The sequence below is a fragment of the Streptomyces sp. NPDC104202 genome (assembly GCF_055584185.1).
In genome coordinates, this window is sequence record NZ_JBVJMN010000058.1 from 17,066 (window position 1) to 37,114 (window position 20,049).

The window sequence follows — 20,049 nt, forward strand, 5'->3', positions numbered from 1 at the left end:
GGGCGCCGGGGCCGTTCGGGGCCGACGTCGCCGGGTCAGAGCTGCTGCCGCCGGATGATGTCCTCCAGGGAGCCGCTCTGGGGCAGCGAGCCGTCGGGGGTGAGCTTGTCGACGGCCTGGGGCAGCGACTGGGCGATCTCGTCGGCGGCCTGCTGCGGGCTGACTCCGGCTTCCTCCGCGACCTTGCGGAGGGTCTCGTCGGGGAGGGCCTCGGCGATCTGGGCGCCGCTGACGGGCTGGTTGTCGCCGGTGCCGACCCAGGACTGGGCCTGGTCGACGAGGCCGGACCTGGTCAGCATGTCGAGGAGGCCGCCGAGCGGGTTCGCGCCGTCGCCGCCCGCGGCGCCGCCCTTGCCGCCCGCGAGGGCGCCGATCAGGGAGCCGAGGATGCCGCCGGCGCCGCTGCCGCCGCCCTGTGCGCCGCCTCCGAGGAGACTGCCGAGGAGACTGCCGAGGTCGTTTCCCGCCATGGTCCTGCCTTTCGTCCGGTTCGGAACACGCTCAATGTCACCCGAACCGGGGCGTACCGCCACTCGGCGTACATCCGGCGAGGCGGGGCACAGCGGGCGGGGCGGGGAAGCCGGGCGGGGCGGGGTACAAAGGGCGGATGCTGCTGCACGTCGTACCGCTGGCCGACTGGTCCGCCTCCCCCGATGCCCCGTACGCCCCGCCGTCGCTCGCCGCCGAGGGGTTCGTCCACTGCTCGGCGGACGAGGCGACGGCCCTGGCGATCGCCGACGCCCACTACCGGGACGTGCCCGGTCCGCTCCTGGTGCTGGTGATCGACGAGGCGCTGCTCGGCGGCGAGGTCCGCTGGGAGGGATCGGGGGACGTCCTCTTCCCGCACGTGTACGGCCCGGTGGAGCGGGCCGCGGTGACGGCGGTGCGGGAGGTGCGGCGGGACCCGGACGGCCGTGCGAGGGAGCTGGTCCCCCGGGCGTAGGCGTGTTGCGGTGGTCCGGCGGCGGCCCGGCGCCAAGCTGGGCCGTATGACTTCACGCGCCACGAACCGCCGTACCGTCCTTCTCGCGGCCGCGGCCCTGACGACGGCGGGCTGCGGCTCGGACGACGGGAACGACGGGGGCGCGCAGACGTCCTCCGCCCCGGCCGCGCCCTCGTCCGCGGGGGCCGGCGAGACCACGGGGTCGGCGCCCGCGTCCCCGGGGTCGAGTGTCGAGGCGCTGGCCACGACGTCGGAGATCCCGGTGGGCGGCGGCAAGGTCTTCGACGAGAGGAAGGTCGTCGTCACCCAGCCGACGGCCGGCGAGTTCAAGGCGTTCTCCGCGGTCTGCACGCATCAGGGCTGTCTGGTGAACAAGGTCGCGGACGGCACCATCGACTGCCCCTGCCACGGCTCGAAGTTCCGGGTCGCCGACGGCTCGGTGGCGGCGGGACCGGCTCCCCGCCCCCTGCCGGCCGAGCGGATCACCGTCTCCGGGGGGTCGATCACCCTCGCGTAGCCTGACCGGCATGACTCCGGACGAGCTGGTGCGCGACCACACGATCTACTCCTGCGTGATGGGTTCGCGCGCCTTCGGGCTCGCGACGGAGGACAGCGACACGGACGTCCGGGGCGTCTACCTCGCCCCGACGCCGCTGTTCTGGCACTTCGAGAAGCCCCCGGCCCATGTGGAGGGGCCGGCCGAGGAGCAGTTCAGCTGGGAGCTGGAGCGGTTCTGCGAACTCGCCCTGCGCAACAACCCGAACGTCCTGGAGTGCCTCCACTCCCCCGTCGTCGAGCACGTCGACGACCTCGGCCGGGAGCTCCTCTCGCTCCGCGCCGCCTTCCTCTCCCGGCGGGCCCACCAGACCTTCGTCCGGTACGCGGGCGGCCAGCGCCGCAAGCTCGACGCCGACGTCCGCCAGTACGGCCACCCGCGCTGGAAGCACGCCATGCACCTGCTCCGGCTGCTCACCAGCTGCCGCGACCTGCTGCGCACCGGCGAGCTCCGCATCGACGTCGGCGAGGACCGCGACCGCCTCCTCTCGGTGAAGCGCGGCGAGGTCCCCTGGTCGGAGGTCGAGTCCTGGATGAACCGTCTCCAGGACGAGGCCGACCGCGCCCACGACACCACGCCGCTCCCCGACGCCCCCGACGCCGCCCGCGTCCAGGACTTCCTGATCCGCGCGCGCCGGGCGTCGGCCGCGGATCTCTTCTAGGGGGTGTCGTCACCATCCCCTCTGCCCTGCGGCGTCTGGTGCGTGCCAGGCGTCGCGGGGCAGAGGGGATGGTGACGACAGGCCCTAGGCCCGCGCCCTGACGACCAGGTCGTGGAGCGCGTCGTGGGCGCCCGTCGCGGCCTCGGGCAGCCGGGACGCGGCCTGGGCCTCGTCGAGGACGGCGTGCAGGGCCTCCGTCTCGGCGCGCACCTCCTCCTCGGGGACGTCGGCGGGCCCGTGCTCGGCGTCGGCCTTCGCCGCGACGAGGCCGTGCAGCCGGGCCGGCGCCTCGGGCACCTCGTCGACGAGGGTCGGCAGATGGGCCTGGACCTCCCCCGAGCGCATCAGATGGATGCCGGTGAGCAGCGCCCGGTAGGTGTAGAGCAGCGGCTTGAGCTCGCCGCCGCTCCGGAAGAGCCGCCACTGCGTCCCCGCGAACCCCCGGTAGTGGTGGGCGTGGTGGCGGGTGAGCACCCCGGGCACGAGCGAGACCAGCTCCGCGTGGGTCTCCGTGGTGTGGGCCACGAGCGGGGAGGTGAGCTGTTCCAGGACGTAGCCGTTGCGCCGCAGCATCAGCCGGGCGAACTTCCGCAGGTCGTGGGTGACCAGGTCCATCTCGACGCCGTCGCGGTCCCACATCCGGGAGCGCGTCTCCTCGGGCTCGCGCAGTCCGATCAGCGCCTCCGCCGGCAGCAGGTGCGCCCCCCGCAGGTCCACGTCCGAGTCGCGGGAGGGGAAGCCGTAGAGGTGCGCGCCGGAGACCGTCGCGAAGAGCAGCGGGTCGGGCTGTTCGGCGACGACGGCCGAGAGATCCGGGTCCAGGGTGAGCGTCATGGGTCAAGCGTCCCAGAGGGCGCCGAAGGTCAGCAGGTCGCTCCGGTACTCGACCCGCTCCGCCCACTCCTTCGGCCAGGCGTCCGCACCGAGGTGCGCGCCGGCGAAGGCGCCCGCGAGGGCGGCGATCGAGTCCGAGTCGCCCCGGGTGCAGGCGGCGCGGCGCAGGGCGGTGAGGGGCTCCTCGGGGAAGAGCAGGAAGCAGAGCAGCCCGGTCGCGAGGGCCTCCTCGGCGATCCAGCCGTCACCGGTGTACGTGCAGGGGTCGAGCTCCGGGTCGGCCGTGCGCTGGACGGCGTCGAGGCGCTCCAGGACCGCCAGGCACTCGTCCCAGCCGCGCTCGACGAAGTGGAGGGCGGTGGGGTCCTGGGAGCGGGTCCAGAGGTCGCCCAGCCAGTGCTCGTGGTAGCGCGAGCGGTTCTCGTACGCGTACGAGCGGAGCTGCCCGACCAGTCCGGTCGGGTCGACGCCCTGGGCGAGCAGGTACACGGCGCGGGCGGTGAGGTCGGAGGCGGCGAGCGCGGTGGGGTGACCGTGGGTCAGGGCCGACTGGAGCTGCGCGGCGCCGGCCCGCTGCTCCTCGCTCAGCCCGGGGACGAGCCCGATGGGGGTGACCCGCATGTTGGCGCCGCAGCCCTTGGAGCCGATCCGGCTGGCGTCCTGCCAGAGGCGGTCGCCGTCGAGGAGCGCGCAGGCCGTCAGACAGGTGTTGCCGGGGGCCCGGTTGTTCTCCGGGTCGTGGTACCAGGCGACGAACTCGTCGCGGACGGGCCCGGCGAGCGCGTGCGGGGAGAGCACCTCCCGGTCCATGGCGGTGCGGATGCCGCGGGCGAAGGCGAGGGCCATCTGGGTGTCGTCGGTGACGCGGCCGCTGTCGGGAAGCGCCAGCTGCCGCCAGGGGCCGAACCAGCTGATGATGAGCGGGACGTCGCTGAACTCCGTGGGTCTGCCCAGCGCGTCGCCGAGCGCCAGCCCGATCAGGGAGCCGGTCGCGGCCTGCCTGGTCGCGGTGCGTGCGAGGTTCACGTGGATCGTCCTTCCGGTCGCAGGAGGGGCGGGTGGAGGGTGGTGGCGTCGCCCGCCCGGTAGAGGGCGGCCGGTTTCCCCCGTCCGCCGGTGAGGCGCGGCGGTCCTTCCACGGCCTGGACGAAGCCGGGCGTGGCGAGGACCTTGCGCCGGAAGTTGGGGCGGTCGAGTTCGACGCCCCAGACCGTCTCGTAGACCTGCCGGAGCTCGCCGAGGGTGAACTCCGGCGGGCAGAAGGCGGTGGCGAGGCAGGTGTACTCCAGCTTGGCGCCGACCCGTTCGTGGGCGTCGGCGAGGATGTGGTCGTGGTCGAAGGCGAGGGTGCCGTGGGTCCCGTAGGGCACCCACCGGGCCTGCGCCGCGTCGCCGCCGCCGCGCGGTTCCGGGGGGTCCGGGACGAGGGCGGTGAAGGCGACCGAGACGACCCGCATCCTCGGATCGCGGTCCGGGTCGCTGTAGGTGCGGAGCTGTTCGAGGTGGAGGCCGGCGACCGTGGTGTCGGAGAGGCCGGTCTCCTCGGCGAGTTCGCGGCGCGCGGCCGTCTCGGCGGACTCGCGGGGCAGGACGAAGCCGCCCGGCAGGGCCCAGGAGCCGCTGTACGGCGAGGCGCCGCGCTCGACGAGCAGGACGTGGAGGCGCTCCTCGCGGAGGGTGAGGACGGCGAGGTCGACGGTGACGGCGAAGGGCTCGAAGGCGCGCGGGTCGTACCCCTCGGGGCTCTCGGGGCTCTCGGGGCTCTCGGGGCGGGTCATCGGCGCTCCGGCAGGGGGTCGGCGAGGCGGCTGCCCTCGGCGAGGAGGCCGTCGACGGCGGCGACCGCCGCCGCGAGGCGCTCCTCGTGCGGGCCGGTGAGGACGGCGGTGCGGCGGCCGGTGTGGGCGAGCTGGGTGAGGAAGCGGGCGGTCATCCAGGGCCGCAGGTGCTCCCCGTCGCGCAGTCCGTCGTCCTCGAAGTCGACGCCCCGGTGGTCGGTGAGCAGCCAGAGGTGCTGCCGGCCGCGGGCGGCGATCTCGCCGGTGCCGGGGCTGGCGGTGCCCATGTACCGCTCGTGCCAGATGGTGGTGGCGAAGGCGTCGGTGTCGCAGAAGAGGACGGGCGAGCCGTCCCGGGCGGCCTCCTCCTCCAGTTCGGCCTGGCGCTGGGCGATGACGGGGAAGTCGGAGGAGCGGAAGGTGACGTCCGGCCAGGTGGCACCGGGGTGTTCGGCACGGAGTTCGGCGAGTTTGAGTGCGCTGTACTCCCGCCCGTACTCCGGTACGTACCGTGTGCGGGCCCAGACGCCGCCGCGGCCGCGGTAGTGCTCGGCGAGCGCGAGGGCCATGGTGGTGGTGCCGGTGGACTCGGCGCCGAGGACGACGATCCGACGGGTGAGCGCGGCCCGGACGGGCGGCTCCAGGAAGTCCCAGCAGCCGGCGGGGTCGGCGCGGACGGCGGTGCCGGAGACGGGGAAGCGGGTGCGCTCCTCGTCGACGAGGACGGACTCGGCGCCGAAGCGGCGGCCGAGTTCCTCCCCGTACGGCTCGGAGGTGAAGACGGCGTCGACGCGTTCGGGCACGGCGGCGCGGAAGACGGCCATGTGGGCGGCCCAGACGTCGGGGTCGTGGAGGTCGACGGGGGTGTCGTCGACGGCGCCGACGACGAGGACGTCGGGGTGGATCTCGCGCATCCAGGCGACCCGGTCCTCCAGCGGGATGGTCTCCACGGAGGCGGCGCAGACGAGCACGGTGAGGCGCTCGCAGCGGTCGCGGGCGGTGCGGACGAGGTGGTGGTGGCCGGCGTGCGGCGGGTAGAACTTGCCGAGGACGAGGCCGTGGCCGTAGCGCTTCACGCGGTCTCCCCCACCAGTCGCCGGGAGCCGGTCAGGTCCCTGCTCCAGCCGCGCAGGCCGAGGACGCAGAGGGTCATGAAGCCGACGTACAGCAGGGACGTCAGGTACAGCTCCTTGTAGGCGTAGAGCGGTACGTAGACGACGTCGGCCGCGATCCAGAGCCACCAGGACTCGACCAGCTTGCGGCACTGGCCGTAGGTCGCCGCCAGGGAGAGCACGGTCGTGAGGGCGTCCCAGAAGGGGACGGTCGAGTCGGTGACGCGGTCGAGCAGGAGGGTGAGGGCGAGGGTCCCCACCACCCCCGCCGCGGTCAGCCACGTCCACTCGGTGCGCGTGGTGCGGCGCACCGGGAGGTCGTCGGAGCCTGGTCCACCCCCGTGGGTCCAGGTCCACCAGCCGTACACGGCGAGGGTGATGAAGACGATCTGGAGGCCGGCGTCGGCGTAGAGGCCGGCCTGGCCGAAGAGCAGGACGAAGAAGAGGTTGTTGGCGATGCCGATCGGCCAGTTGGCGACGTGCTGGCGGGCGACGAGCCAGACGCACAGCGCGCCGCTGCCGAAGCCCAGGACCTCGGTCCAGCTGACCGGGGTGTCCAGGACGGTCAGCAGCGGCCGCTGCAGGGGTTCGAGGATGTTCGCGAGGCTCACGCCCGCCTCCTTAAGAGTCATATTGACTATAAAGGGCGGCGGACCCCGGCCACAAGCCCGATTCCGGGGCGGGACGCGGAGAAGCCCGCGACCGCCGGGCGGTCACGGGCTTCCTCGCGGAACGGGGCCGGGGGCCTTACATGCCGACTTCCTTCATCAGCATGCCGACCTCGGTGTTGGTGAGGCGGCGCAGCCAGCCCGACTTCTGGTCGCCCAGGGCGATCGGGCCGAAGGCGGTGCGGACCAGCTTCTCGACCGGGAAGCCGGCCTCGGCCAGCATCCGGCGCACGATGTGCTTGCGGCCCTCGTGCAGCGTGACCTCGACCAGGTAGTTCTTGCCGGTCTGCTCCACCACGCGGAAGTGGTCGGCGCGGGCGTAGCCGTCCTCCAGCTGGATGCCGTCCTTGAGCCGCTTGCCGACCTCGCGGGGCAGCGGGCCGGTGATGGCGGCCAGGTAGGTCTTCTTCACGCCGTACTTCGGGTGCGTGAGGCGGTGGGCCAGCTCGCCGTGGTTGGTGAGCAGGATGATGCCCTCGGTCTCCGTGTCGAGACGGCCGACGTGGAACAGCCGGGTCTCGCGGTTGGTGACGTAGTCGCCGAGGCACTGGCGGCCGTCCGGGTCCTCCATGGTGGAGACGACGCCGGCCGGCTTGTTCAGCGCGAAGAACAGGTGGGACTGGGTGGCGACGGTCAGGCCGTCCACCTTGATCTCGTCCTTCTCCGGGTCGACGCGCTTGCCCTGCTCCAGCACGATCTCGCCGTTGACCTCGACGCGGGCCTGCTCGATGAGCTCCTCGCAGGCGCGCCGCGAACCCATGCCGGCCCGCGCGAGGACCTTCTGCAGACGCTCGCCCTCCTGCTCGGCACCGGGGAAGGTCTTCGGGGTCTTGATCTCCGGCCGGCCCTCGTACCGCTCGCGGTTGCGCTGCTCGATCCGGGCGTCCAGCTCGCGCGAGCGCGCCGGGGCCTGCCGCTGGCCGTGCGGGCCGCGGCGGGGGGTGCCGCCCTGGGGGGCCTTGGGGCCGCCCTTGGCGCCGCCTCGGGCCGCGGAGCCGCGGCCCTTCTTCGGGGCCTCGGAGGGGCCGCTCACGTCGTAGGTGCGCTCCTCGGGGCGGGGCCGACGCGGGTTGCTCTGGCGCTGGTCGTCACGGCCACCGCCGCCGCCCCGGTAACCGCCGCCGCCACCGGAGCCACCGGAGCCGCCCGACCCGCCGCGGTAGCCACCGCTGCCGCCCGAGCCGCCGGAGCCGCCGCGGTAGCCACCGCCACCGCCGCCACCGGATCCGCCGCGGTAGCCACCGCCGCCGGAGCCGCTGCCGCCGGAGCCCCGGTAGCCGCCGCCCCCGCCGGAGCCGCTGCCACCACGGCCGCCGCCGCTGCTGCCGCCGCGGCCGCCGCTGTTGCCACCACGGCTCCCGCCGTTGTTTCCGCTGCTGTTCCTGCCGCTGCTGCTTCGCATCAAACTTCCGTCTTGTCGTCGTCCTCACGATCCGGTGCATCCGGATCGAACGTCGGAACCCCTTCCAGCGAGTCCGGCTCGACCGCCTCCGCCTCGGGGAGGAAGGGCGCGAGCTCGGGGAGCTCGTCCAGGCCGCGCAGGCCCATCCGCTCCAGGAAGTAGTTCGTCGTCCTGTACAGGATCGCACCTGTTTCGGGTTCCGCGCCCGCCTCCTCCACGAGACCCCGCTGGAGAAGGGTCCGCATCACGCCGTCGCAGTTGACCCCGCGGACCGCGGAGACCCGGGAACGGCTGACCGGCTGGCGGTACGCGACGACCGCCAGGGTCTCCAGGGCCGCCTGGGTGAGCCGGGCCTGCTGCCCGTCCAGCACGAAGGCCTCGACGGCGGCGGCGTGGGCGGGGCGGGAGTAGTAGCGCCAGCCGCCGGCGACCCGCCGCAGCTCGAAGCCGCGGCCCTGGACGGTGTACTCGTCGGCCAGCTCGTGCAGGGCGTCGGCGACCTCGCGCGGGGCGCGGTCCAGGACCTTGGCCAGGTGGGCCTCGGTGGCGGGCTCGTCGACGACCATGAGGACGGCTTCGAGGGCGGGCTTGAGGTCGCTCACGCGGTGGCCTCCTGGTCGAATTCGTCGGTCACGGCCCCGGACGGGTCCGTCTCGCCGCCCGTCCAGGAGACCGTGAGGTCGCCGAGGGCGGTCTCCTGCTCCAGGGCGACGGCCTTCTCCCGGTAGAGCTCCAGGAGCGCGAGGAAGCGGGCGACGACGGTGAGGGTGTCGCCGGCGTCCTCGATCAGCTCGCGGAACACCGCCGTGCCGCGCTCGCGCAGCAGCGCCACGACGACGGCGGCCTGCTCGCGGACGCTGACCAGCGGGGCGTGGATGTGGTCCACGTACACCTGTGGCTCGGCCTTGGGCGCCATCGCCTTGACCGCCAGCTTCGCGAACCCCTCCGCCCCGATCGAGATGACCACCTCGGGCAGCAGCTCGGCGTGGTGCGGTTCGAGCCCGACGGTACGGGGGTGGCGGCGGCCCTCGGTCTCCCACCGCTCCTCGAAGATCGCCGCGATGCGCTTGTACGCCCGGTACTGGAGCAGCCGGGCGAACAGCAGGTCGCGGGCCTCCAGGAGCGCCAGGTCGGCCTCGTCCTCCACCTCGGCGGCGGGCAGCAGCCGGGCCGCCTTGAGGTCGAGCAGGGTGGCGGCCACCACGAGGAACTCGGTGGTCTGGTCGAGGTCACCGTCGGGACCCAGGGCGCGCAGGTGCGCCATGAACTCGTCGGTCACCTGCGACAGCGCCACCTCGGTGACGTCCAGCTTGTGCTTGGTGATCAGCTGGAGGAGCAGGTCGAACGGCCCCTCGAAGTTCGCCAGCCGCACGGTGAACCGCCCGTCCCCGGCCCCGGGCACTCCGTCACCGCCGGCGCCGCCCTCGGCTTCCTCGGCGGGATCGGCTTCCTCGACGAGATCGGCAGGCTCGGCGGGAACGACGGGCCGGACGGGCAGATCTCCCTCGGCAGGCCCCCGGCTCACAGGCTCCGGAGCGTCGGCCGGCACGGCCTCCCCGGGCGCGAGCTCCACGGCCTCCCCGGGCGCGGGCTCCACGGCCTCCGCCGATGCGGGCTCCGCGGGCTTCGGCCGGGACTCCGCCACGGGTGGCGCCGAGGGAGGCTCCTCCGCCTGCGCCTCACCCGCCACGGGCTCCGCCGGCGCGGGTGCGGGGTCCGGCTCGCCCGGGCCGCGGCCCAGGAGGCGGCGGCGCGGTGGGCGGGACGTTTCGTCAGGGGTGTGGTGCATGGGGGTCCAGGGGGAACGGGAGGCGCGGGAGCCCGCAGGCTACCGTCAGCGGCCGCGCAGGCGGCGCACGAGGATGCTCGCGTCGCCGCGGGACTCCAGGTCCGCCAGGACGACCGCGACGGCCTCCCGGACGATCCTGCCCCGGTCGACGGCGAGACCGTGCTCGCCGCGGAGCACCAGCCGGGCGTGCTCCAGGTCCATCAGCTCCTCGGCGGAGACGTAGACCGTGATCTTCTCGTCGTGGCGCTCGCGGCCGCTGGGCCGCCGGTTCGGGGTACGGCCGCCGCGCCGCCGGGGCGCGGCCGCCGGGGCGGGGACCGCCGCGGCCGGCGCGGCCTTGGGGGCGCCGGCCTCGGGCTCCGCCGTCCGGACGCGCGGTTCCGACGCCTCGGAGTCGGCCGCCGTGTGCTCCGGGGAGCCCTCGGCGGCCGCCGGGTCGCTCTCGCCCGCCGGTGCCGGGACGGCCCGGCGGGGTGAGGACGACTGGAGCGCCGTCCCCCCGGTCGTACGGAAGAGTTCGTCGGCGCCGGGCAGACTCACTCGGCGTGACACCGGGCGAGCACCTCCCTGGCGAGCTGGCGGTAGGCGGCGGCGCCCACGGAGTTGGACGCGTAGGTGGTGATGGGCTCGCCGGCGACCGTGGTCTCGGGGAAGCGCACGGTCCGCCCGATGACCGTGTGGTACACGTGGTCGTCGAAGGCCTCGACCACGCGCGCGAGGACCTCGCGGCTGTGCACGGTCCGCGAGTCGTACATCGTGGCGAGGATGCCGTCGAGCTCCAGCTCGGGGTTGAGCCGCTCCTGGACCTTCTCGATGGTCTCCGTCAGCAGCGCCACGCCGCGCAGGGCGAAGAACTCGCATTCCAGCGGCACGATGACCTTGTGAGCCGCCGTCAGGGCGTTCACGGTCAGCAGGCCGAGCGAGGGCTGACAGTCGATCACGATGTAGTCGTAGTCGTTCATCAGCGGCTTGAGGGCGCGCTGGAGCGTGGACTCGCGCGCGACCTCGCTGACCAGCTGGACTTCGGCGGCCGAGAGGTCGATGTTGCTCGGCAGCAGGTCCATGTTGGGCACGGCGGTCTTGAGGAGGACCTCGTCCGCCGACATGCCCCGCTCCATGAGCAGGTTGTAGACGGTGAGGTCGAGCTCCATCGGGTTCACGCCGAGACCGACCGACAGGGCACCCTGCGGGTCGAAGTCGACGAGCAGCACCCGTCGTCCGTACTCCGCGAGCGCGGCGCCCAGGTTGATGGTCGACGTGGTCTTGCCGACGCCGCCCTTCTGGTTGCACATCGCGATGATCTTCGCGGGTCCGTGGTCGGTCAGGGGGCCCGGGATCGGGAAGTACGGCAGGGGCCGTCCGGTGGGGCCGATCCGCTCGCGGCGCTGGCGGGCAGCGTCGGGTGCGAGGGTGGCCGCGTACTCCGGGTCGGGCTCGTACTCGGCGTCGGGGTCGTAGAAGTGCCCCTCGGGCACCTCGTCGTAGGCGGCGAAGTGGGTGGACTCTCGGCCCATCTCGTTGCCGGCCGTGGCGTTCACGTGTAGGCCGTCCATCGTCTTCATCGTGTGGGCTGTCGTCATGGGCTGGTGCGTCGCGAAGGTCCGCACCGCGACGGAGCCGATCGGAGCACCTGGCGCACCGCTCCCGGGAGTAATTGTCGACTCATTCACAAGTCGTCTTACCTCCTTGGATGTCACCAGGAACATTTATCGATAGGTCAGCGTGGCACCATGCCGACGGTTGGCGACTCTATGGCGTGTCACCACTCCGCAGCAACACAATCCGCCGGACCCGGCCCGATGTGTCGGCAACCGAACACCTCTCTGTCAAGGGTGCGCAGCCATGCATCCACACGTTTCAGGGGTGTGCGAAACGGTTAAAGGGTTACGTTCGAGGCGAGTTGCCCGAACGTTTCGGCGTGGCCGGAGACACAGCCGGCCGGACCTTGTCGAACAAGGTCCGGCCGGGGGTGCGGCATTGACGGCACGCGTTGACGGCGGTGCCTCGGGGGTCAGCCCAGGAGGCTGCTCAGCTCGACGTGCTCGAGGCCGTGCGCCTCCGCGACCTCCTTGTAAACCACCTTGCCGTCATGGGTGTTGAGGCCCAGGGCGAGGGCGGCGTCGCGGCGCAGCGCCTCGGCCCAGCCGTTGTTCGCCAGCGACACGATGTAGGGCAGCGTGGCGTTGGTGAGGGCGTAGGTGGAGGTGTTCGGGACCGCGCCCGGCATGTTGGCGACGCAGTAGAAGACCGAGTTGTGGACCTGGAAGGTCGGCTCGGCGTGGGTCGTCGGGTGCGAGTCCTCGAAGCAGCCGCCCTGGTCGATCGCAATGTCGACAAGGACACTTCCGGGCTTCATCTTGGCGACGAGCTCGTTGGTGACCAGCTTCGGGGCCTTGGCGCCCGGGATGAGGACGGCGCCGATGACGAGGTCGGCCTCGACGACGGCCTTCTCCAGCTCGTAGGCGTTGGAGACGATCGTCTGCACGCGGGTGCCGAAGATCTTGTCGGCCTCGCGGAGCTTGTTGATGTCACGGTCGAGCAGGGTCACGTGGAAGCCCATGCCGACGGCGATCTGGGTGGCGTTCCAGCCGGAGACGCCACCGCCGATGACGACGGCCTTGCCGGCGTGGGTGCCGGGGACGCCGCCGGGGAGCACGCCGCGGCCGCCGGCCGAGCGCATCAGGTGGTAGGCGCCGACCTGCGGGGCCAGGCGGCCCGCGACCTCGGACATCGGGGCGAGCAGCGGGAGCGCGCGGTTCGCGGTCTCGACCGTCTCGTAGGCGATGGCGGTGGTGCCGGACTCCAGGAGCGCGTCCGTGCACTCGCGGGAGGCGGCGAGGTGCAGGTAGGTGAAGAGCGTCTGGTCCTTGCGGAGACGGTGGTACTCCTCCGCGATCGGCTCCTTGACCTTGAGCAGCAGGTCGGCGATGGCCCAGACCTCGTCGGCGGTGGGGAGGATCTCGGCGCCGGCGGCGACGTACTCCTCGTCCGTGATCGAGGAGCCGACACCGGCGTTCTGCTCGACGAAGACCTGGTGGCCGTGGCGGACGAGCTCGTGGACACCGGCGGGGGTGATGGCCACGCGGAACTCGTTGTTCTTGACCTCGCGGGGGATGCCGACCTTCATCGTCGATCACGGTCCTTGAATCAGGGGGGATACATGGGGCACTGCGATACATACCCGGATGCACTACGGCGCACCGGGGCAGACCACGTTCGAACGCGGCGCACCCAGTCTAATGAAGGAGTTCCCGGTGTCTAGCCTTTCAAAGTACTAATCTTTCTCGAACCCACTGCGGATTTCGTAGGCCACAGGTTCCGTTTCCAGCAGTCTCTCCGCTGCGGCCCGGTGCAGACCCGCGGCGGCCGGGTCGCCCAGCCGGTCGAGGGTGTCCGCCAGCCGGAGCTGGAGCGCCGCCTGGAGCCGGGTGTCCTGCGCCCGGCGCGCCCACTCCACCGCCTCCTCGCAGGTCCGCAGCGACTCCTCGGGCCTCCCCGCGTACTCCTGGACCCGGGCCGCCTCGCTCAACGCCCTTGCGTGGCCCGGGAGATCGGCGAGCCGCCGGTAGCCGGCCGCGGCGGCCCGCCAGTTCCGCAGCGCCTCGCCGTACCGGCCCGCGTAGGTCTGCACGGCGCCGAGGCGGGCGTACAGCCGGGCCTGGTCCGCCCGCTCGTCCCGGGCGAGGCGCTGCGCGAGCGCCCGCCCGTACCAGTCGCCGGCCCGGTGCCAGTCCCCCAGCTCCTGGTAGGCCCCACCTACGGATTCCATCGCCCGGCCGGTCGCATACGGATCATTTGCTTTGCGTCCGGCCTCCAAAGCCGACCGATATCGCAGCAGCGCGTCCTCGGTGCGACCGGTGCGGGCGTCGAGGTCGGCCAGGTTCAGGAGCGCCGCGGCACGCTCCCGGTGCAGACCGCGGCGCTCGGCCACGTCCAGCACCAGACGGTGCAGCCCGTACAGCTCGGGCGCCGCCGCCTCCGCGCCCCGGTGCGCCGCGAACGCCCTCACCAACGAGGCGACCAGCCGGCGGGCCAGCGTGTCGAGCTCGCCGTCCGCGACGGCGAGGCGGGCGGCGGCCAGCAGGACCGGCTGCCGCGAGTCCAGCCACGCGGCGCCGGCCGCCGCGTTCGGGAAGCGCAGGGCTCTCGGGAGCCCCGCCAGCTTCCGGCGGGCGGGCGAGCCCTCGGGTTCGGTGACCGCACGGCAGGACTGGAGGAGCCGTACGGTCCGCTCCAGCATCCGGGCCCGCGCGAGCTGCACCTCGGCGGGCCGGTCGCGCTCCTCCAGCTGGGCGCGAAGCAGGGGGACGAGATGGCCGGGCACCTCGTACTGTCCGTCCTCGCCCGCCTCGACCAGCCCCACGGCGGCGAAGTCGGCGAGCGTGGTCGTGGCCGCGGAGACCGAGCAGCCGGCCAGCGCGGAGGCCGTGTGGGCGTCCGCACGGCCCAGCGGGGCCAGCGACAGGAATCGCAGTATCCGCGCCGCGGGCCCGTCGAGGCCCTCGTGCGCGAGCCGGAACGCACGCGCCAGCGGATCACCGCTCAGCGCGCGCAGCCGCTTGGCGAGGTCGGCGACCGACGCCTTCGGGCGGTGCGACAGCCAGCCCCCGGCCAGCACCACCGCGCCGGGCAGCCCGCCGCACTCCTCCACCAGCGTCTCGGCGGCCTGCGGATCGACGGTGACCCGGACGGAGCCGGTGTACGCCGTGAGCAGCTCGATCGCCGACTTCGGGTCGAGCCCGCCCAGCGTGCACGGCCGCACGTCCGGGATCCCGGTCAGCGGCCCCCGCGAGACGCCCACCACCAGGGCGTCCGGGTTGTCGGGGATCAGCGGGTCGGCCTGGTCGGCGTCCACGGCGTCGTCCAGGATCAGGACGGCCCTCCGCTCGCCGAGCGCACCCCTCACCAGTTCGGTCAGCTCGTCCTCGGCCGCACCCGGCGGCTCCTCCACCCCCAGCGCCGCCAGCAGCTCCTGCGCCGCCCGGCCGGTGGGCACCGGGTCGCCGCCCGGCTCCGTCAGTCTCGCCCGGAAGACGCCGTCGGGGTACCGCTCCGCCAGCCCCGCCGCCAGCTCCTCCGCCAGCGCGGTCCGCCCCGAGCCGGGCTTCCCCGCGATCAGCAGCACCCTCGCCCTCGGCGCCTTACGGCCCGTCAGCGTGTCCAGGCCGGTCCGCTCGATGTCGGCGCGCAGGGCCTTCAACTCCCGCTGTCGGCCGAAGAACTGGCGGCTGCCCGTCGCCGCCACCGCCTGATCCGTCACGGGCCACGCTCCCGTCCACCTGCGCACGAGCCTCTCCCGCGGGGTGCTCCGCACGGGCGTTCCCGAGCGTAGTTCAGCCCACCCGCCCACCCCCGCGGAGCACGCCCCACACATCCCCCGATCAGATCAACCGATCGTCACACCACCCCACCCCCGCGGCCGGGCCGACGCCGGCGCGGCCGGAGCGCGGCCGCCCGGCCGACGGGCGCTGCACCGGCCCATACCGCGGGCGGACGCGGGAAACTCCCGGACGCGGGAAGCCCTAGGAGGCGAAGGGGCGGGCCGGCCACGGCGCGTCGGCCGGGCGGAGGCCGGAGAGCCCGTCCCCCGCGCGCGCCGCGGCCACCGCGAGGACGCCCATGACGAGGAAGCTGTTGTGGAGGTCGCCGGCGAGGACGCCCCGCAGGAGGTCGGCGAGGGGGACGCGGGCGATCTCCATGTCGGCCTCCTCGTCGGAGACCTCGTAGCGCTCGCCCTCCGCCTCGGCGAGATCGCGGGCGAGGAAGACGCGGACGGCCTCGTCGGTGCCGCCGGGCGAGGAGTAGACGTCGGTGAGGACGCGCCAGTCGCCGGCCTTGACGTGCGCCTCTTCGTACAGCTCGCGCTGGGCGGCGTGGAGGGGGTTCTCGCCGGGCACGTCCAGGAGGCCGGCGGGGATCTCCCACAGCTTCTGGCGCACGGGGTGGCGGTACTGCTTGAGCAGCAGGACGCGGTCCTGCTCGTCCAGGGCGAGGACGGCGACCGATCCGGGGTGGACCTGGTAGTCGCGGCGGGCGACCGTGCCGTCGGGCATGACGACGTCGTCCGTGCGGACGCTGGTCTTCTTGCCCTGGAAGGGGGTCGTCGTCGCGGCGACCCGCCACTCCGCCGGGGTGTCCTGCAGCTCCATCTGGTCCTCCCACATACGAAAGCCGGGGTACCGGTCCGTGAGGACCCGTACCCCGGCAACGTTAACGCCGTCGGCCGACGCCGTTGATCACTTCGCGGGCTTGCCCGTCTTGCGCTCGACCGCCGCCTTGACCAGGCCCGCGAAGAGCGGGTGCGGGCGGGTCGGGCGCGAGCGGAGCTCGGGGTGCGCCTGGGTGGCGACGAGGTAGGGGTGGACGTCGCGCGGGTACTCGACGTACTCGACGAGCTTGTTGTCCGGGGAGGTGCCGGAGAAGACCAGGCCGGCCTTCTTCTCCAGCTCCGCGCGGTAGGCGTTGTTCACCTCGTAGCGGTGGCGGTGGCGCTCGTCGACGTACGGCTGGTCGTCGTAGACCTCGCGGACGATCGAGCCCTCGGCGAGCTTCGCCGGGTAGAGGCCCAGGCGCATCGTTCCGCCCAGGTCGCCGGCGCCCTCGACGTACGCCAGCTGCTCCTCCATCGTGGAGACGACGGGGTGCGCGGTGGCCGGGTCGAACTCGGTGGAGTTGGCGTCCGGGATGTCCGCGAGGTTCCGGGCGGCCTCGATGACGATGCACTGGAGGCCGAGGCAGATGCCGAGGAGCGGCACCTTGTTCTCGCGGGCGTACTGGATGGCGCCGATCTTGCCGTTCACGCCGCGGTCGCCGAAGCCGCCGGGGATGAGGATCGCGTCGGCGTCGCCGAGGTTCTTCTGGGCGCCGGCGGCGGTCTTGCAGTCGTCGGAGGTGACCCACTTGACCTTGACGCGGGCCTTGTTGGCGAAGCCGCCGGCGCGCATGGCCTCGGTGATGGAGAGGTAGGCGTCGGGCAGGTCGATGTACTTGCCGACGAGCGCGACCGTGACCTCGTGCTCCGGGTTGTGGACGCGGTCGAGCAGGTCGTCCCAGGTGGACCAGTCAACGTCGCGGAAGGGCAGGTCGAGCTTGCGGACGACGTAGGCGTCCAGGCCCTCGGTGTGCAGCACCTTCGGGATGTCGTAGATCGACTTGGCGTCGATGGCGGCGACCACCGCGGCCTCGTCGACGTCGCACATCAGCGAGATCTTGCGCTTGATGGCGGTCGGGACCTCGCGGTCGGCGCGCAGCACGATCGCGTCGGGCTGGATGCCGATGTTGCGCAGGGCGGCGACGGAGTGCTGGGTCGGCTTGGTCTTCAGCTCGCCGGAGGGGCCGATGTAGGGCAGCAGCGAGATGTGCACGACGAAGACGTTGTCGCGGCCGACCTCGTGGCGGACCTGGCGGACGGTCTCCAGGAACGGCAGGGACTCGATGTCGCCGACCGTGCCGCCGACCTCGGTGATGACGACGTCGACGTCGTCGGTCGCCATGCGGCGGATCCTGGACTTGATCTCGTTGGTGATGTGCGGGATGACCTGGACGGTGTCGCCGAGGTACTCGCCCCGCCGCTCCTTGGCGATGACCTGGGAGTAGACCTGGCCGGTGGTGACGTTGGCCGAGCCGTCGAGGTCGACGTCGAGGAAGCGCTCGTAGTGGCCGATGTCCAGGTCGGTCTCGGCGCCGTCGTTGGTGACGAACACCTCGCCGTGCTGGAAGGGGTTCATCGTGCCGGGGTCGACGTTCAGGTACGGGTCGAGCTTCTGCATCGTGACCCGCAGGCCACGGGCCTTGAGGAGCGCACCCAGGCTGGAGGCGGTCAGGCCCTTGCCGAGGGAGGAGGCGACACCCCCGGTGACGAAGATGTGCTTGGTCGTCGTGGTGTTGGGCGGCATCGCCAAGAGGGGGCTCCCGTGGTCGCGTTTGGAGGTGCGTACCGGCGTCCCCTCCGGAAGAATCGGGGGGTGCCGTCGCTGCGGTTTCGGGGTCCTCGGCTGTCGCCGTTTCCCACCGGTCCACGGGGTACCAGGGTATCAGCGACATCGGGAGACCGCTTCCGGCCACACGCGGCAGTCGGGTGCTCACGCACGGCGACGCGGGCGGCCGGGCGGGCCGCGGTCCGCGGGCGGGGCGACCCGCCCACCAGGGGAAAGAGGCGTCTACCGGGCCGGGCCAGGAGGGGAGGGGGTTCGTTCACCCGATCGGAGCAACGTCGTTACCGGTGTGATCACCGTGTCACTAGGGTGCGACGTATCCTGCTCGGAACAGCCCGCCGAGCCGGCCGGCCAGGGCACCACCCCGCCTGTCACCCGGACCAAGAGCTCGTCGATGATCCCTTGACCGCTGACGAAGACGGACCGCCCGGCCGGGACCACCGCGCCGGAACGTCCTTGCAAGCGCCCCGCGGGGCGGACATGGCCGTTCGACTGGAGTGAAGCACGTGGCCGGGCGCATCGAGGATTACGCACTCATCGGAGACATGCAGACCGCTGCCCTGGTCTGCCGGGACGGCAGTGTCGACTGGCTCTGCCTCCCACGCTTCGACTCCCACGCGGTCTTCGCCGGACTGCTCGGCACGGAGGAACACGGATTCTGGCGGGTGGGACCCGTCGGCCCCGCGGACGCCGAGCCGGCCCCCGCCGACCGCCGCCGCTACCGGGGCGACTCGCTGATCCTGGAGTCGGAGTGGGACACGCCGCGCGGCACCGTCCGGGTCACCGACTTCATGCCGCCGCGCGACGGCGCCCCGCAGCTCATCCGCATCGTCGAGGGCGTCTCGGGCCGGGTCCGGATGCGCTCCTCGCTGCGCATGCGGTTCAGCTACGGACGGATCGTCCCCTGGGTGCACAAGGTCGGCGACCGCACGGTCGCCGTCGCCGGTCCCGACTCGGTCTGGCTGGACACCGACGCGGAGACCCACGGCAAGGACCTGACGACCTACTCCGACTTCACGGTCACGCCCGGCGACCGGATCACCCTGACGCTGTCCTGGCAGCCCTCCCACAAGGAGCCGCCGGCGCTGCCGGACCCGGAGGGCTCGCTGGAGGCGACCGCCGAGTTCTGGCGCGAGTGGGTCGACCACTGCACGTACCACGGCCCCTACCGGGAGGCGGTGGTCCGCTCGCTGATCACGCTGAAGGCGCTGACCTACGCGCCGACCGGCGGGATCGTGGCCGCGCCGACCACCTCGCTGCCCGAGGAGATCGGCGGCGTGCGGAACTGGGACTACCGCTACACCTGGCTGCGGGACGCGGCGATCACCCTCTCCTCGATGCTGCGCACCGGCTACCGCGAGGAGGCCCGCGCCTGGCGGGACTGGCTGCTCCGCGCCGTCGCGGGCGACCCGGAGAACCTGCAGATCATGTACGGCATCGCCGGCGAGCGCGAGCTCGGCGAGGCGGAGCTCGACTGGCTGCCGGGGTACGAGAACTCCGGCCCGGTCCGGGTCGGCAACGGCGCCGCCAACCAGCTGCAGCTGGACGTCTACGGCGAGGTCACCGAGGCCCTCCACCTCGCCCACATGACCGGGCTCTCCCGGAACGACTACGCCTCCCTCCTCCAGATCAAGCTGATCAACTACCTGGAGAAGCACTGGGACCAGCCCGACGAGGGCATCTGGGAGGTGCGCGGCCCGCGCCGCCACTTCGTGCACTCCAAGGTCATGGCCTGGGTGGCGGTCGACCGCACGATCAAGCTCATCGAGTCGGGGGACGCCGACGGCCCGCTGGAGCGCTGGCAGGCGCTGCGCGACGAGATCCACCACGACGTCTGCGAGAAGGGCTACGACAGGGAGCGGAACACCTTCACGCAGTCCTACGGCTCCAAGGAGCTGGACGCCTCGCTGCTGCTGATCCCGCAGATGGGCTTCCTGCCGCCGGACGACAAGCGGGTCATCGGCACGATCGAGGCGATCCAGCGGGAGCTGTCCACGGAGGACGGCTTCGTGCTGCGCTACCCGACGGCCGGCGAGGAGGCCGGGGTCGACGGCCTGGAGGGCGACGAGGGCGCGTTCCTCGCCTGCTCGTTCTGGCTGGCGGACGACCTGGCGATGATCGGCCGGGTCGACGAGGCCCGCACGCTCTTCGAGAAGCTCCTCTCGCTCCGCAACGACCTCGGGCTGCTCGCCGAGGAGTGGGACCCGCGGCTCCAGCGCCAGGTGGGCAACTTCCCGCAGGCGTTCAGCCACGTCCCGCTGATCGACACCGCGCTGCGGCTGACGGCGAGCGGGGCGTACGGCGGCTGAGCCCGCCCCCCGCGGGGGCGCCGCCCGGACCCCCGCGCGGGGGGCGGCGCCCGGACCTACGAT

Annotated in this window: 19 protein-coding genes; 4 read left to right on the plus strand and 15 right to left on the minus strand. The window is 72.9% G+C overall.

The genetic code is table 11. The annotated features are described in order from the left end of the window. Nucleotides 1-35 precede the first annotated feature (35 nt). Nucleotides 36-533, minus strand: a complete 498-nt coding sequence (locus ACZ60W_RS29415) for a YidB family protein (protein ID WP_469758419.1) — start codon at nt 531-533, stop codon at nt 36-38. A 74-nt stretch (nt 534-607) separates the two neighbouring features. On the opposite strand from ACZ60W_RS29415, the gene ACZ60W_RS29420 reads away from it, so the two are divergent. The 3 genes from ACZ60W_RS29420 to ACZ60W_RS29430 are packed head-to-tail and all read left to right on the plus strand — an operon-like array spanning nt 608 to nt 2,160. Beyond that, the gene (locus tag ACZ60W_RS29420; protein WP_469758420.1) at nt 608-943 is read left to right on the plus strand and encodes a DUF952 domain-containing protein; all 336 of its coding nucleotides are present in this window, start codon (nt 608-610) and stop codon (nt 941-943) included. A gap of 46 nt (nt 944-989) precedes the next feature. Further along, on the plus strand, nt 990-1,460 hold the full coding sequence (locus ACZ60W_RS29425) for a Rieske (2Fe-2S) protein (RefSeq protein WP_469758421.1): 471 nt from the start codon (nt 990-992) through the stop codon (nt 1,458-1,460). Between the two features lie 10 nt (nt 1,461-1,470). Next, nucleotides 1,471-2,160: a nucleotidyltransferase domain-containing protein gene (locus ACZ60W_RS29430; protein WP_469758422.1), complete on the plus strand. Its 690-nt coding sequence runs from the start codon at nt 1,471-1,473 to the stop codon at nt 2,158-2,160. Nucleotides 2,161-2,244: 84 nt separating this feature from the next. Here the strand turns inward: ACZ60W_RS29430 and ACZ60W_RS29435 are convergent, their stop codons facing one another. From ACZ60W_RS29435 to ACZ60W_RS29500, 14 genes are all read right to left on the minus strand, one after another. Then, nucleotides 2,245-2,994 carry a nucleotidyltransferase domain-containing protein gene (locus ACZ60W_RS29435; RefSeq protein WP_469758423.1) on the minus strand — a complete coding sequence of 250 codons (750 nt, stop codon included), beginning with the start codon at nt 2,992-2,994 and terminating at the stop codon, nt 2,245-2,247. 3 nt (nt 2,995-2,997) lie between these two features. After that, nucleotides 2,998-4,020, minus strand: coding sequence for an ADP-ribosylglycohydrolase family protein (locus ACZ60W_RS29440; RefSeq protein ID WP_469758424.1), 1,023 nt, complete (start codon nt 4,018-4,020; stop codon nt 2,998-3,000). Next, nucleotides 4,017-4,772, minus strand: coding sequence for an NUDIX hydrolase (locus tag ACZ60W_RS29445; protein WP_469758425.1), 756 nt, complete (start codon nt 4,770-4,772; stop codon nt 4,017-4,019). The genes ACZ60W_RS29440 and ACZ60W_RS29445 overlap by 4 nt, the downstream gene beginning before the upstream one ends. Then, nucleotides 4,769-5,848, minus strand: a complete 1,080-nt coding sequence (locus tag ACZ60W_RS29450; protein WP_469758426.1) for an AAA family ATPase — start codon at nt 5,846-5,848, stop codon at nt 4,769-4,771. Before ACZ60W_RS29450 ends, ACZ60W_RS29445 begins: the two co-directional genes overlap by 4 nt. After that, nucleotides 5,845-6,495, minus strand: a complete 651-nt coding sequence (pnuC, locus tag ACZ60W_RS29455; RefSeq protein WP_469758427.1) for a nicotinamide riboside transporter PnuC — start codon at nt 6,493-6,495, stop codon at nt 5,845-5,847. Before pnuC ends, ACZ60W_RS29450 begins: the two co-directional genes overlap by 4 nt. Nucleotides 6,496-6,631: 136 nt before the next feature. Further along, on the minus strand, nt 6,632-7,954 hold the full coding sequence (locus tag ACZ60W_RS29460; RefSeq protein WP_469758428.1) for a pseudouridine synthase: 1,323 nt from the start codon (nt 7,952-7,954) through the stop codon (nt 6,632-6,634). Next, nucleotides 7,954-8,556: an SMC-Scp complex subunit ScpB gene (gene scpB, locus ACZ60W_RS29465; protein ID WP_469758429.1), complete on the minus strand. Its 603-nt coding sequence runs from the start codon at nt 8,554-8,556 to the stop codon at nt 7,954-7,956. Before scpB ends, ACZ60W_RS29460 begins: the two co-directional genes overlap by 1 nt. Then, nucleotides 8,553-9,743, minus strand: a complete 1,191-nt coding sequence (locus ACZ60W_RS29470; protein WP_469758430.1) for a segregation and condensation protein A — start codon at nt 9,741-9,743, stop codon at nt 8,553-8,555. The genes scpB and ACZ60W_RS29470 overlap by 4 nt, the downstream gene beginning before the upstream one ends. 45 nt (nt 9,744-9,788) lie before the next feature. After that, nucleotides 9,789-10,295, minus strand: coding sequence for a hypothetical protein (locus ACZ60W_RS29475; RefSeq protein ID WP_469758431.1), 507 nt, complete (start codon nt 10,293-10,295; stop codon nt 9,789-9,791). Then, nucleotides 10,280-11,305: a ParA family protein gene (locus ACZ60W_RS29480; RefSeq protein ID WP_030212665.1), complete on the minus strand. Its 1,026-nt coding sequence runs from the start codon at nt 11,303-11,305 to the stop codon at nt 10,280-10,282. The genes ACZ60W_RS29475 and ACZ60W_RS29480 overlap by 16 nt, the downstream gene beginning before the upstream one ends. A 449-nt stretch (nt 11,306-11,754) precedes the next feature. Next, nucleotides 11,755-12,870, minus strand: coding sequence for an alanine dehydrogenase (gene ald / locus ACZ60W_RS29485; protein ID WP_469758432.1), 1,116 nt, complete (start codon nt 12,868-12,870; stop codon nt 11,755-11,757). Nucleotides 12,871-13,017: 147 nt separating this feature from the next. Then, nucleotides 13,018-15,003, minus strand: a complete 1,986-nt coding sequence (locus ACZ60W_RS29490; protein WP_469758433.1) for an AAA family ATPase — start codon at nt 15,001-15,003, stop codon at nt 13,018-13,020. Between the two features lie 262 nt (nt 15,004-15,265). Then, entirely contained in the window at nt 15,266-15,892 is a 627-nt protein-coding gene (locus ACZ60W_RS29495) for an NUDIX domain-containing protein (RefSeq protein WP_469758434.1), read from the minus strand. 87 nt (nt 15,893-15,979) lie between these two features. Next, nucleotides 15,980-17,638, minus strand: coding sequence for a CTP synthase (locus tag ACZ60W_RS29500; protein WP_469758451.1), 1,659 nt, complete (start codon nt 17,636-17,638; stop codon nt 15,980-15,982). 545 nt (nt 17,639-18,183) lie between these two features. Here ACZ60W_RS29500 and ACZ60W_RS29505 point away from each other — a divergent pair. Continuing rightward, nucleotides 18,184-19,986: a glycoside hydrolase family 15 protein gene (locus ACZ60W_RS29505; protein ID WP_469758435.1), complete on the plus strand. Its 1,803-nt coding sequence runs from the start codon at nt 18,184-18,186 to the stop codon at nt 19,984-19,986. Nucleotides 19,987-20,049: the final 63 nt, after the last annotated feature.